This is a genomic window from Acinetobacter modestus (assembly GCF_014636095.1).
In the GTDB taxonomy this organism is placed as follows: domain Bacteria; phylum Pseudomonadota; class Gammaproteobacteria; order Pseudomonadales; family Moraxellaceae; genus Acinetobacter; species Acinetobacter modestus.
Map to the genome: position 1 here is coordinate 587,627 of NZ_BMDV01000001.1, position 13,127 is coordinate 600,753.

The 13,127-nt window shown below is 38.1% G+C and carries 11 protein-coding genes and 1 tRNA gene; 3 read left to right on the top strand and 9 right to left on the bottom strand.

Going from position 1 to position 13,127, the window contains the following annotated elements:
• Nucleotides 1-61 precede the first annotated feature (61 nt).
• The 8 genes from IEV17_RS02690 to IEV17_RS02725 form a co-directional block, all read right to left on the bottom strand.
• Complete coding sequence (locus tag IEV17_RS02690; RefSeq protein ID WP_004663019.1) at nt 62-1,252, bottom strand: HlyD family type I secretion periplasmic adaptor subunit; 1,191 nt, start codon at nt 1,250-1,252, stop codon at nt 62-64.
• Complete coding sequence (locus tag IEV17_RS02695; RefSeq protein WP_004663020.1) at nt 1,249-3,390, bottom strand: type I secretion system permease/ATPase; 2,142 nt, start codon at nt 3,388-3,390, stop codon at nt 1,249-1,251. Before IEV17_RS02695 ends, IEV17_RS02690 begins: the two co-directional genes overlap by 4 nt.
• A complete protein-coding gene (locus IEV17_RS02700; RefSeq protein WP_004663022.1) occupies nt 3,387-4,922 on the bottom strand; it encodes a TolC family protein in 1,536 nt (511 codons plus the stop codon). The genes IEV17_RS02695 and IEV17_RS02700 overlap by 4 nt, the downstream gene beginning before the upstream one ends.
• 301 nt (nt 4,923-5,223) lie before the next feature.
• Nucleotides 5,224-5,970, bottom strand: coding sequence for an LPS export ABC transporter ATP-binding protein (gene lptB, locus IEV17_RS02705; protein WP_004663024.1), 747 nt, complete (start codon nt 5,968-5,970; stop codon nt 5,224-5,226).
• Nucleotides 5,970-6,518 (bottom strand): lipopolysaccharide transport periplasmic protein LptA, encoded by a 549-nt coding sequence (gene lptA / locus IEV17_RS02710; RefSeq protein ID WP_004663026.1) that lies wholly within the window; start codon nt 6,516-6,518, stop codon nt 5,970-5,972. The genes lptB and lptA overlap by 1 nt, the downstream gene beginning before the upstream one ends.
• On the bottom strand, nt 6,502-7,050 hold the full coding sequence (gene lptC / locus IEV17_RS02715; protein ID WP_004663028.1) for an LPS export ABC transporter periplasmic protein LptC: 549 nt from the start codon (nt 7,048-7,050) through the stop codon (nt 6,502-6,504). The genes lptA and lptC overlap by 17 nt, the downstream gene beginning before the upstream one ends.
• Before the next feature lie 39 nt (nt 7,051-7,089).
• Nucleotides 7,090-7,629 carry a KdsC family phosphatase gene (locus IEV17_RS02720; protein ID WP_004663029.1) on the bottom strand — a complete coding sequence of 180 codons (540 nt, stop codon included), beginning with the start codon at nt 7,627-7,629 and terminating at the stop codon, nt 7,090-7,092.
• A 3-nt stretch (nt 7,630-7,632) separates the two neighbouring features.
• The gene (locus tag IEV17_RS02725) at nt 7,633-8,610 is read right to left on the bottom strand and encodes a KpsF/GutQ family sugar-phosphate isomerase (RefSeq protein ID WP_004663031.1); all 978 of its coding nucleotides are present in this window, start codon (nt 8,608-8,610) and stop codon (nt 7,633-7,635) included.
• Nucleotides 8,611-9,030: 420 nt separating this feature from the next.
• Here IEV17_RS02725 and cysS point away from each other — a divergent pair, with 420 nt between their 5' ends.
• From cysS to IEV17_RS02740, 3 genes are all read left to right on the top strand, one after another.
• Nucleotides 9,031-10,452 carry a cysteine--tRNA ligase gene (gene cysS / locus IEV17_RS02730; protein WP_004663033.1) on the top strand — a complete coding sequence of 474 codons (1,422 nt, stop codon included), beginning with the start codon at nt 9,031-9,033 and terminating at the stop codon, nt 10,450-10,452.
• Nucleotides 10,453-10,514: 62 nt separating this feature from the next.
• Nucleotides 10,515-10,590: transfer RNA gene (locus IEV17_RS02735), tRNA-Gly, on the top strand.
• Nucleotides 10,591-10,815: 225 nt separating this feature from the next.
• A complete protein-coding gene (locus tag IEV17_RS02740) occupies nt 10,816-11,289 on the top strand; it encodes a copper resistance protein NlpE (RefSeq protein WP_004663035.1) in 474 nt (157 codons plus the stop codon).
• Nucleotides 11,290-11,383: 94 nt separating this feature from the next.
• Here the strand turns inward: IEV17_RS02740 and IEV17_RS02745 are convergent, their stop codons facing one another.
• Nucleotides 11,384-12,988, bottom strand: coding sequence for an isocitrate lyase (locus IEV17_RS02745; protein ID WP_004663037.1), 1,605 nt, complete (start codon nt 12,986-12,988; stop codon nt 11,384-11,386).
• Nucleotides 12,989-13,127 lie beyond the last annotated feature (139 nt).

Below are 13,127 nucleotides of genomic sequence, written 5' to 3' on the forward strand. Positions count from 1 at the left end.
TATAACTTTTCACACGACAATAAAAAACCTCGCTTTAAGCGAGGTTTAGGTTTAATCAGAATCAACGTTCTCGTAAGGCTTCTTTTGCTTTATTAAATGGTTTTAATAAATAATCCATCACTGTTTTTTCACCAGTACGAATATCAACCGTAGCAACCATGCCTGGCGTAATACCAAAGGTTTTTCCTGCTTTATTTTTGAGCTTATCAGAATCTGTGCGAATGTAGACACGATAATAAAATTGATCCTGCTTCACTTCATCACGAATCGTATCGGGTGAAATCACCGTCACTTTACCCTTTAAACCACCATAAATTGAATAATCATAAGCTGTGATTTTTACCAATGCTTCTTGTCCTGGACGAATAAATGCAATATCTCTTGGAGAAATACGTGCCTCAATTAATAGCTTATCTTCCAATGGGACAATCGTCATTAATTTACCATTTTGAGGGATGACCCCGCCCAAAGTCGTAACATCAATTTCTTTTACAATTCCTCGAACAGGGGCTTTAAAAACCGAACGTTGTAAACTATCACTGCGTCCCATAACCACTTGTTGTTGAGTTTGAGTATCCGTATTCGCTTTAGACAACTCCTCTCTTGCCTTAACGTAATACTGATTACGGGTATCGTTCATTTTATTTTGTAAATCATTCGCTTCACGTTTTAATCTTAGTACTTCAACTTCACTTGCTGCGCCTTTAGCAACTAACGGTTCTGTCATTACCAACTCTTGTTGCACAAGCTTAAGTGCTTGTTGAAAACCTGCTAACGACTGTTCCAAATTTTCACGTCGAGAGTAATAAAGTGCGGTTTCTTCCCTAACCAATTTTGGTTCTTTTAAAACTTCTTCAGGAAAAACCAAAGGTGTTCCATTTACTTCTGCACGCAACCGGGCTGCTGTCGCTTGAGATGAAACAAGAAGTGATTTGGATTCACCAACATTCGAAGCAAAACGTGTTGGATCAAGTTGAGCTAAAACTTCCCCCTTTTGCACAATATCCCCTTCTTGAACATCCAATCTCGTTAAGATACCACCCTCAAGTGATTGAACGATCTGCTCTTTAGAGGATGGAATAACTTTACCTGTCCCTGTTGAAACTTCTTCTAAATTAAACAACCACGCCCAAATTAGAAGTACAAGTAAACCGATTCCTACAATCCATATCACAAAGCTAGAACGTGGTAAACTTGGTTCTTTATAGGTAACATTCATGGGACGGCTATTCGCTTGTTCTAGTTGACTCATGAATTATCCCCTTGCTTAACTTGTTTTTGTTGTAAAGTAGATTGGTTTAATACTTGTTCACGAGGTCCATCCATCACCACTTTGCCATCATTCATGACAATAATACGATCAACCAATTCTAAAACAGCACGGCGATGAGTCGCCACCACCAAAGTTCGGTGAGAAAGCCAACCTTTTAAATGATCAATCAATTGTTTCTCAGCAACATCATCAATTGCAGCTGTAGGTTCATCTAAAAGTAAAATATTAGGTTGACGAATAAGCAACCGTGCTAATAATAATGCCTGTCGTTGTCCTCCAGAAAACCCAACGCCTCCCTCTAAAACTAAATGATCTAAACCCTCTTTTTTCTCTTGTACAAAGCTTAAAGCACCCGTAACTTTTAAGGCTTTTAAAATATCTTCATCACGTGCTAAGGGTGCACCAAGCGTTAAATTTTCACGAATTGTTCCATAGAATAAATGCGCATTTTGGTTCAATAATCCCATATCCCGACGCACATCAGCAGGATCAATTAAACTAATATCTAAGCCATCTAAATGAACTGAGCCATTGGTAGGAAACTGCATCGCCGAGAGAATTTGCAATAATGTCGACTTACCTGCTCCATTACGACCTAAAATCGCAATTTTTTCACCCGCTTTAATTTTTAATTGGCGAATTGCTAAGCTAGGTCTTGGGTCTTCTTCAGTATATTGGAACATTACATTTTTAAGTTCATACTCACCGTTTAAGACTTCTTTATGCACTAAATGAGCTTGATCAGCTTGATCTACAGGTTTTTGCATGAGTTCATCTAGGCTTTTTTTCGCAACTTTGGCTTGTTGTAAACGTCCTAAAATACCCGTAATTTGAGAAATAGGTGCCAACATGCGTGATGATAAAATTGAACAAGCAACAAGAGCACCTGTGGTCATTTCACCATCCATCACCGCAAAACATCCCACCAAAATTACTGCAGCATAAGTCAAACCTTGAATTTTTTGAGTCCATGCAGTTAGAACACCAACAATTTTACGTTGCTGCATACTAATATCAGCAGAAACCTCATTCATATGATTCCACTGATTTTGAAATCGAGATTCTGCACGTAATAATTTAATATCTTCAATACCTTGAACTGCTTCAACCAAAATTGCATTGCGGATAGAAGATTCACGCATCCCTTCTTGAGCAAGTTGAGCTAATTTAGTTTGTACTAAAATGCCAGGTAAGATCATCAACGGGACAACAATGAGCATCACCCAAAATAAATTACCGCCAATAATTGCAAAGATAACCAAGAATAAAAAGAAGAATGGTAAATCAGCAATTGCCCCCATAGTAGTAGATGTCACGAGATCACGGACACCTTCAAGCTCGCGAATCTGAGAAATAAATGTTCCTGTTGACTTGGAACGCTCACTATTTTTGATTCTTAAGGCATGCCCAAATACACGATCCGAAACACGTAAGTCAGCACGTTTTCCAATAATATCTGACAAATAAACACGCGAAACACGGAGAACAAATTCAAAAATTGCTGCAATGAATACTCCACCCGCAAGTACCCAAAGTGTTGGAATAGATTGCGATGGAACGACCCGATCATATACTTGCATAGAGAAAATGATGGTGGCTAATGCCAGAATATTAGCCATAAGAGAGGCAAACATTATATCGATATAACGCTTCCAATCTTGTAATACAATTGACCAAAACCAACTTGCTTCATAAGGCTTAATATACTCATCAATACGTGCATCTGGCACTGATTTTTCTGGTCGAAGGATATAAACACCTTTGACAATATGTTTAAGTGCTCCAACAGCAAATTTTTGCGATAGCCCTTGATCACCACTTAATTGAACACTGACGTTACCTTCTGTATCAGCCTTATCAATAACACCAACTTGACCATCATTCAGTTCAACAATCACGGGCAAACGCCATGGATTGACCACATCATCACTAAACTTAACTTTGCGTAAATGAAGACCAACTTGTCGACACATTAATAATAGAATTTCATCTAAATTTTGATTTTGATTCCAATCAAGTTGCAAACGTACACGTTCTTCAGACGGTTCTATACGATAATGCTTTGCAATCATTAATACCGCTTGCAACCACGGTTGATAATTTATTTTTGTCATCATGGCTGAACTTCAAACCCCTGAATTTGTATATTATTTAAGTCGTAGGCTTGACGCGAACGTCCTGTGGTCGCTATATATTGCGCAATACTGCTATAAATATCGTAACGTGCACTTTCTAACTCAGAATTTGCGCCGTGAATTGCCTGTTCAGCATTTAATAAATCTACAAGTGATCGTGTACCTAATTTATATTGCTCTTGATAAAGTTCTTTTGTTCTCACGGTTGTCGCTTGACGACTCATGAGAACTTGCATTTGTCTTTGTTTATTTTCAATTTGTTCCCGACTCGTCCGAATCTGGTCAAGTACTTGTAGATAGACTGCATTGACTTGAGCTTTAGCAGCCTCTTCGGCAAAGCTAGCCGCTTTAATCTGTGAGGATGTTGCACCACCTTGATAAAACTGACTGGTCGCTTCCAACATAATGGCACTATCGAAACCTCCCTCTTTATCATTATTCGGGTTTCGACCATGCAAAGCCTGACTCAATTCACCTTTCACAGATAATGTAGGATATCGACTTAATTGTGTTTGCTGTTTCTGCGAACGAGCAACGTCAATTCCTGCTTGTGCAGCAATCATTTGAGGAATGATGTTAAATTGTGGGGCTGAATATAAGTCTGACTGTTGAACCAAATCATCTGGAATCGCCCATTGCACGTTATTTACATCAAACCCAAGTAAAGTATTTAAATGCTGTTGATATTGGGCAAGTAAAGATTGCTGCGCAATTAAAGCAGACTGAGCAGACTGTAAATAAGACTGTGCTTGTACTGGGTCCGCTTGGCTGCTAATTCCTGCATTTGCTCTTAAATTTGCCATTTCTTGAATACGTCGAATTCCAGAAATTTGTTGATTCGCAATCTGAATAAGCTTCTGATAACGTTGTATATTAATTATTGTTTGAGCGACATCTAATGAAATATCATCAATTTTAATAAGCACTTTTGCTTGTTCTAATGAAAGTTTTGCCTGTTCCGTGTTGACACCTGATTTTACTTTTCCAAAGTCAAAAAGCATTTGTGTCGCATTTAATGCAAGGATCTGTTGTCCACGAGCTGCTTTTTTTGTTAAATCACCAGTGTTAACGCCACCAGTAATCTGTGGATAGTAGCCCGCTTTTGCAACATCAATATTTGCATTTTGTGCTGCTAAAGTCGCGAGTGTTTGGGAAATTTCTGGATTTCTCTGCACCACTACTTTTACCGCATCTTTTAAAACCTTCAGCTGGCTTTGCCATAAAGCACTTGGAACTGTATCAATCGCATGACCAGCACCAACTACAGGTAATTCAACACTAGAAGGATTAAACGAAAAATTGCTTAGTCTCTGCATATTCGCAATTTTAAAGTCTTCATTACTTTTTGGTGCAAACAGCTGCGACAAATTATTTTTTAAAGTATGGTACTGTTCACTGGGTGTCTCAGCATGCGTAATCGGTACCGATAAAAGTGCTATAGAAAATAGCCACTTAATATCTCCATATATTTTCCATGTTCTACTATTGACGTTTATATCTTTCTTTATGCTCATATTCTTTTCATATTATTATCGTTTAAAAGCACAATCATTCTACTCACTTTTTCCAACAAAAAACTATGCTCTTTCAGCTAATTCGGACACACTTAAGTGTTTGTTTTTTGTAAAATAGTTTCGTAATAATGCGCAAACAACAGCATAAAGTAAAAGTAAAAATTAATTAAAAATCAATCATCTAAAAATTAAAACCTTTTAGTTTTAAATGCATTAATCACGTATCTATTTATTATTCATAATAATTTTAGATAAAAAAAGAACCAATAAATGGTTCTCTCTTCTCTTGATTGAATTTGATTCAAACAACGAAGTCATCGCCTAGATACACTTTACGTACTTGCTCATTATCTAAAATTTCTTGCGGAGTTCCTTCTGCTATCACAGAACCTTCACTGACAATATAAGCTTTTTCACAAATTGCTAAGGTTTCTCGTACATTATGATCAGTAATTAAAACACCAATTCCTCGACTCTTTAATGTCTGGATAATATCTTTAATATCACCTACAGAAATTGGATCGACCCCTGCAAATGGTTCATCTAATAGCATAAATTTGGGGTCAGCGGCTAAGGCACGAGCAATTTCAGCACGACGACGTTCACCACCAGATACACTCATTCCTAAGGAGTCTTTAATATGATTAATTTTAAAATCATTCAATAATTCAGTTAAACGTTGCTGTCTTTGCTGTTTATTTAGATCTTTACGCGTTTCCAAAATTGCCATGATATTTTCGGAAATTGTGAGCTTCCTAAAAATTGATGCTTCTTGTGGTAAATATCCAATACCTTTACGTGCCCGCTCATGCATCGCTAGATCAGATAAATCTAAATTATCTAAATGGATTTCACCCTTATCCATACGAACAAGTCCGACAACCATATAGAAACTTGTGGTTTTACCTGCACCATTTGGTCCAAGTAAACCGACAATTTGACCGCTTTGCATCGTAAATGACACGTCTTTTACCACCCAACGTTTACTATAGTTTTTAGCTAGGTGTTTAATACATAAAGTTTGTGATTGCTGCACTGATTGATCCATTAATCACGCGCCCCTGGAGAACTCTTAGAACTTGATGGCGGAATAATAATTTGAACTCGATTTGATGAAGAACCTTGTGCCTCTACATCACCTTTGTTCATACTATATTTCAAACTATTACCACGAATACTAGAACCATCTTGATACAGATATGCCTTACCAGTCAAAGTAATAATTCCTGTATCGGCATTATAAACAATGGTCTGCGCTTCACCACGTGCTAAACCTTTTTTAGCATCTATTTGCTGCTGAAATTTTGCCAACTGACCTTTAGCTGTAATCGTTTGTATTTCTTTTTTGCTATTCAATGTCGCAATAATAGAATCAGCCTGAAGCTTCATTGTGCCTTGCTCGATCACTACGTTACCCGTATAGGTTGTTACACCCGTTTTATCATTATAGGTTGCACGATCAGCAACCAATGATAACTGTTGGCTACGGTCTGATGGCAAAGCAAAACTTGAAGCCGAAGAAAATACTACAGCGGCAATACAAGTGACTTGTTTTAGGAAAGTGAAACGAAATTTAGAATTAAGAGCTTGGCGCATACTTTCCTCGAATTTTATAGAATTCATATTGACCATTATTCAAATTTGCCTTTAGACCTTGACTAACAAACTCAGAACTTGGCGTTTGTACAGTGACTGGGTGTTGTGTCTCTAATTCTCTGGTTTTTGGATATCCTGTGAGTTCATTAGTATGAAACTCCATTTTCCCCTGATCAGACAATTTAGTTGCAACGACATTGCCTTGTAATATGATCTTTGTATTATCGTCATAGCCTTGTGCTTGTTTTGCATAAAACGTTGCATCAGCCTTACCCTGCTTGTACATCACGGCATTTAATTGATCAAGTTGTGATGTTTTCTGCTGCATATTTTGCTGCAACTGTTTCACCTCAGCCCGAATGTATAAATTACCCTGCTCATCAGTCTGTGTTAAGTGAACACCCTGCGCTGAATAAGTCATATTTTTCGCTGAATCAACATCCAACTTTTTTGCTTTGCCGCTGTAATAATAATAGCCACCACTTAAAGCAGCAATCAAAACAGCGACAACATATAAAACCTTGGTATCCATAAACAGAGTTACCTGACCTTTGGGTAATTCACGCTACTATTAATGTGGTACAGCCAAATATTTTGCAAGTAGCTCTTGGTAAACGCCTTTTGAAAATAAGAGCATATCGCATACTTCTCGAACTGCGCCACGTCCACCCATCGCTTGAGTGACTAAATTTGCACGACGACGAACTTCTTCATGCCCATTGGGAACAGTAATACTCATGCCAGCAATCGCAAATGCAGATAAATCAGGCCAGTCATCGCCCATATATAAACAATCTTCAGGTAAAATATTTAAGTGAGCACATGCTTCACGTAATGCCACACCTTTATCTTCTCGCCCTTGAAAAATAAGATCAACACCTAAATCTGTCATTCTTTTTTCAACAATATTGCTTTTACGTCCAGTGATAATAATCACTTTCATTCCTGCTTGTTGAACTAATTTCATACCTAAACCATCACGAATATCAAATGATTTAAGTTCATCACCTGAGTTTGTTAAGGTTACAAAGCCATCGCTTAAGATTCCATCCACATCAAGCACTAATGCTTGTAAATGACGTGCTTGTTCTTGTAAAGCATAAGATGCCATGGCTTAATTTACTCCTGCCTGAATAAGGTCATGCATACTAATCACACCAATCACTTTATTGGTATGATCAACAACTACAAATTGGTTAATTTTTTTCTCATGCATTTTTTCCAATGCTTCCACCGCACGGGCTTCTTGAGAAATAGTGAGTGGTTTTTTGGTCATGACTTCAGCAACAGGTAGATTTACATCAAAACCTTGTTGATGATCAATCATTCGGCGTAAATCACCATCAGTAAAAATACCTAATAAAATATCGTTCTCATCAACAACCGTGGTAAGACCCAAACGTTTATCTGAGATTTCATATAACACCTTATTCATCGGTGTATCAGGTTTAACTTTGGGTAATTCAATGCCTGTATGCATCAAATGTTTAACATGCAAAAGTAAGCGTTTACCTAATGCTCCCGCAGGATGGGAACGAGCAAAATCATCGGCAGTAAAACCACGTGCTTCCAACAATGCGACAGCTAATGCATCACCTAAAACAAGTGTTGCAGTCGTACTAGACGTTGGTGCTAAACCTAGAGGACAAGCCTCATCCGCCTCACCTAATGTCAATGCAACATCCGCATTCTGTGGCATTGGTCCTTTATCATCACGACTGATAGTAATTAATGGTACGCCTAGATGTTTTATTAACGGCATGAGCATCATGATTTCATCACTTTTGCCTGAATTTGAAATGGCAATCAGAACATCACCACGCACTAACATACCCAAATCACCATGCCCCGCTTCACCTGGGTGCATAAAAAATGATGGTGTCCCAGTTGATGCAAATGTCGCTGCCATTTTCCGACCGATATGACCTGATTTGCCCATACCCGTCACAACAACACGCCCTTTACACTGCAAAAGAATTTCACAGGCACGATCAAAACTTTCATTAATTTGTGTTGCAAGAACTTCTAAGGCTTGTTGCTCAATTCGCAGGGTCTCTAATGCGCTTTTTTGAAAATTTATGGCTTGTGACATATGAGTTTGACCCAGAATAATACGCTATCCACCTGAAGGCAGATGATTTTAATCAAAAGAATGATACAGATTCTAGCATAACTGAAAAATATACACGTTTCTAAATGTAGTAGTTTTCATCGAAAATGAAGAGAGATTGAACTTATGTTAAACAAATCACAGCCGCTATAAATTCGATAGAATTAATCACTAATCTGTAAACTGAATTATTAAATTATTCCCTGTAAACAATATAGATAAATATGAATCGTACTCATTTTATAGATTTTTTAAACTGACACCGTTTGGAAACAATCGATTAGATTTAAACTGAGCCAATCATGATTAGCACTCCTCCATTTTTTTCGCCTGATAACTTTATGAAATATGATGCATACGTTATGATGAATAACGATTTTTGTAGAGTGTTTGAAAACCCTTATGCAACCTTTTGTTCTATATAACTCTGAGCAACGTAAAAAAGTTGAATTTGTCCCACGTAAAGAAGGTCAAATCGATATGTATGTCTGTGGTATGACGGTTTACGATTACTGTCATATTGGGCACGCTCGGGTTATGGTTGCATTTGACTACATCATTCGCTTTCTACGCAGCCAAGGTTGGAAAGTTCGCTATATTCGCAACATTACCGATATTGATGACAAAATCATTGCCCGTGCCAATGAAAATGGCGAAAGCATCCAACAACTCACCGCGCGCTTTATTCAAGCAATGAATGAAGATGCGGCTAACTTAGGGTGTGCTGAACCTGATGAGGCGCCTAAAGCAACTGAATATATTGATCAAATGCAAAATATGATTGGTACCTTGGTTGATAAAGGGGCTGCCTACCCTGCGGCCAATGGCGATGTTTATTTTGAGGTGAGCAAGTTCAATAAATACGGTCGTTTATCTGGTCGTAAACTGGATGATATGCAAGCGGGTGCGTCTGAGCGTGTTGATGTCGAAGTTGAAAAGAAACATCCCTTTGACTTTGTTCTTTGGAAACATGCTAAAGAGAATGAACCCGCTTGGGCATCACCATGGGGCAATGGCCGCCCAGGTTGGCATATTGAATGTTCTGCAATGTCGACTTGCTGCCTTGGCAATCATTTCGACATTCATGGTGGTGGTTCAGATCTCATGTTCCCGCACCATGAAAATGAAATCGCACAAAGTGAAGCATCAACAGGTGAACAATATGTAAATTATTGGATGCATGTTGGTTTTATCAATGTTGATGGCGAGAAAATGTCTAAATCTTTAGGCAACTTCTTTACCATTCGCGATGTCATGGAAAAATTCCATCCCGAAGTGATTCGTTACTTTATTGTCTCATCACATTATCGTAGCCCTGTCAATTTCTCTGATGTTGCATTAAAAGAAGCAAAGACCACACTAAGTCGTTTTTATCATTCATTTAAAGCTTATCAGCAAGTTTATGGTCAAAAAACAGTTGAAACTTTAGCGCAAGATCTTGTTGAACGCTTCAACAGTGCAATGCGTGATGACTTTAATACTGCGGAAGCAATCGCAGTACTATTTGAAATCAATAAAGAATTAAATCGTGCGGTTAAAGAAGAACAGGCTGAACAAGCAACTATTCTTTATTCAACGCTACGTTATCTGACGAACATTCTTGGTCTAGTGCAACATGATGTTGAAGATTTTTTAAAGTCTGATATTGGTCAAGAAGCACTTAATCTCTCTGATACAGAAATTGAAGATTTTATTCAACAACGTGTTGATGCGAAAAAGGCTAAAGATTTTGCAAAAGCCGATAGTATTCGTCAGTCTTTACTCGATCAAGGTGTCGTTTTAGAAGATACTCGCCAAGGCACAATTTGGCGACGTGCTGATTAATTCAACACTCAGTAACATAGAGAGTTGACAGTTGAATGAAACTCTCTATAATGCGTCCTATTGCGGGAATAGCTCAGTTGGTAGAGCATAACCTTGCCAAGGTTGGGGTCGCGAGTTCGAGTCTCGTTTCCCGCTCCAAAATTTAAAAAGCCTTTATCTAATGATAAAGGCTTTTTTATATTTAAAATTTACTGTTTTCTAAAATTTTAATACTTTGCAATAAGTAGGTTAAATAATAAATTTAAATTCTGCCATTTATAGATTTACCAAAGGTTAAATAACTCTTACATACTGTCACTACCCTTTCTCCTTAAAATCCCATAGTTTAAATAACAATATTTTCAAAAAAGAGTTTAATACCAAATGAAAAAGTCAATTATTGCAATTTCTCTAGCTTCTCTTGTATTAGTCGCTTGTAGTAAAACTGAAAATAAAAAAGTTGAAGAGCAAACACCAGCTACAACTGAAGCTGTATCAGAAGCAACTGTAGCTGATACTGCACATACTGCTGAAAATGCATTAGATTGGAATGGCACATATAAAGGCATACTCCCTTGTGCAGATTGTGAAGGTATTAAAACCGAACTAGAACTTAATTCAGATAAAACTTATGAGATTAAAGAAACGTATCTTGGTAAGGGTGATGGCAAACCATTTGAAAGCAAGGGTAATTTCCAATTCGATAGCAAAAATTCATCTATTATTGAATTAGATAAAGCTGGTGATAGCCGTAAATATTTTGTTGCTGAGGGTTATTTAAAAGCATTAGATATGGATGGTAAAGAAATTACTGGTGATTTGGCTGATAAATATCAACTCAAAAAAGAAGCTGAATAATCTTTTTAAATTTTAAATGCTCGCTGTTGCGAGCATTTTTATGATTAAAATAAAAAACCCTGCTTAAGCAGGGTTTTTTTGAATCAATCGAGGCTTAGTGAGCAGCGAATTGGTTCATTGTGTTTTTAGCATCATCGTGCGCTTTAAGAGCGTTGTCACCAGAGAAGATTTCTTTGTGATCATCACCGATGTCCGAACCAGCCATTGCTTGGTGTTTAACACAAGCAATACCGCCACGGATTTCTTTACGTTGTACGCCAGCAACATAAGCCAACATACCTTCAGAACCGAAGTAACCTTGTGCAAGCTCATGAGTAGAAAGAGCAGCAGTGTGGTAAGTCGGAAGTGTGATCAAGTGATGGAACACACCAGCTTCACGAGCAGCATCTGCTTGGAATGTACGGATCTTAGCGTCTGCATCAGCAGCTAATTCAGTAGCATCGTACTCAGCGCTCATTAATTTAGCACGGTCGTAAGCAGAAACGTCTTTACCTTCAGCAACCCAACGATCGTAAGCTTGTTGACGGAAGTTTAATGTCCAGTTGAATGATGGGCTGTTGTTATAAACAAGCTTAGCATTTGGAACTGTTTCACGTACACGGTTAACCATGTGAGCGATTTCTTCAACGTTTGGAGTCGCAGTTTCGATCCAAAGAAGGTCAGCACCATTTTGAAGGCTAGATACACAGTCAAGTACAACACGGTCAATTTGAGTGTCAGCACGGAACTGATATAAACCAGAAGCTAAACGCTTAGGACGGTGTAATTTACCATTACGTTTGATCAAGATTTCATCTTCTTGAGCATCAGCAATGTCAATTTCAGTTGTTTCTAAGTAGCTGATGTATTGAGAAGCGATGTCGCCTGGCTCTTTAACCACTGGGATTTTTTGAGTCAAGTCAGCGCCTTCAGAGTCAGTACGCGCAACGATGATACCGTCATCAAGACCCATTTCTAAGAATGCATAACGTAATGCATGGATTTTAGCGATGAAGTCTTCGTGCGGAACAGTTACTTTACCAGCTTGGTGACCACATTGTTTCGCATCAGATACTTGGTTTTCGATTTGAAGCGCACAAGCACCAGCTTCGATCATTTTCTTAGCAAGTAAGTAAGTCGCTTCTTCGTTACCGAAACCAGCGTCGATGTCAGCAATAATTGGCACAACGTGAGTTTGGAAACCATCGATTTGAGCAGTGATTTCAGCAGCTTTAGCAGTGTCACCAGCTTCTTGAGCTTTTTTAAGAGCGCGGAATAAATCGTTTAATTCTTTCGCGTCAGCTTGACGTAAGAAAGTATAGATTTCTTCGATTAATGCAGGAACAGAAGTTTTTTCGTGCATAGATTGGTCAGGAAGTGGACCAAATTCTGAACGAAGTGCAGCAACCATCCAACCAGAAAGGTAGATATAGCGACGTTCAGTAGTACCGAAGTATTTTTTGTTCGCAATCATTTTTTGTTGAGCGATGAAACCGTGCCAGCAACCTAATGATTGAGTATATTTGCTAGAGTCAGCATCATAAGCAGCCATATCACGACGCATAATCGCAGCTGTATATTTAGCAATATCTAAACCAGTTTTGAAACGGTTTTGCATTTGCATACGAGCAGCATCTTCTGGGCTAATATCGCGCCAAGTGTTGCCGAATTTTGCTTTTAATTCGCGAATTGCATCAATCGCTGTTAAATATGTAGACATGATATATTCCTTTTGAGGATTGGCATCGAATGATCGCAAAAAACCATGCTTTTATAGTCTAGATTTTAAGCACTTCATCAACATATTGCACAGCTTAGTCTGTGCAAACAGATTAATCCAATATTCTTGGTTAATTTTC

Coding starts and splice junctions, on each gene's coding strand:
- lptC (WP_004663028.1), bottom strand. CDS start 7,050: ATGGATACCAAGGTTTTATATGTTGTCGCTGTTTTGATTGCTGCTTTA.
- IEV17_RS02695 (WP_004663020.1), bottom strand. CDS start 3,390: ATGATGACAAAAATAAATTATCAACCGTGGTTGCAAGCGGTATTAATG.
- cysS (WP_004663033.1), top strand. CDS start 9,031: ATGCAACCTTTTGTTCTATATAACTCTGAGCAACGTAAAAAAGTTGAA.
- IEV17_RS02745 (WP_004663037.1), bottom strand. CDS start 12,988: ATGTCTACATATTTAACAGCGATTGATGCAATTCGCGAATTAAAAGCA.
- lptB (WP_004663024.1), bottom strand. CDS start 5,970: ATGGATCAATCAGTGCAGCAATCACAAACTTTATGTATTAAACACCTA.
- IEV17_RS02700 (WP_004663022.1), bottom strand. CDS start 4,922: ATGAGCATAAAGAAAGATATAAACGTCAATAGTAGAACATGGAAAATA.
- IEV17_RS02690 (WP_004663019.1), bottom strand. CDS start 1,252: ATGAGTCAACTAGAACAAGCGAATAGCCGTCCCATGAATGTTACCTAT.
- IEV17_RS02725 (WP_004663031.1), bottom strand. CDS start 8,610: ATGTCACAAGCCATAAATTTTCAAAAAAGCGCATTAGAGACCCTGCGA.
- lptA (WP_004663026.1), bottom strand. CDS start 6,518: ATGCGCCAAGCTCTTAATTCTAAATTTCGTTTCACTTTCCTAAAACAA.
- IEV17_RS02720 (WP_004663029.1), bottom strand. CDS start 7,629: ATGGCATCTTATGCTTTACAAGAACAAGCACGTCATTTACAAGCATTA.
- IEV17_RS02740 (WP_004663035.1), top strand. CDS start 10,816: ATGAAAAAGTCAATTATTGCAATTTCTCTAGCTTCTCTTGTATTAGTC.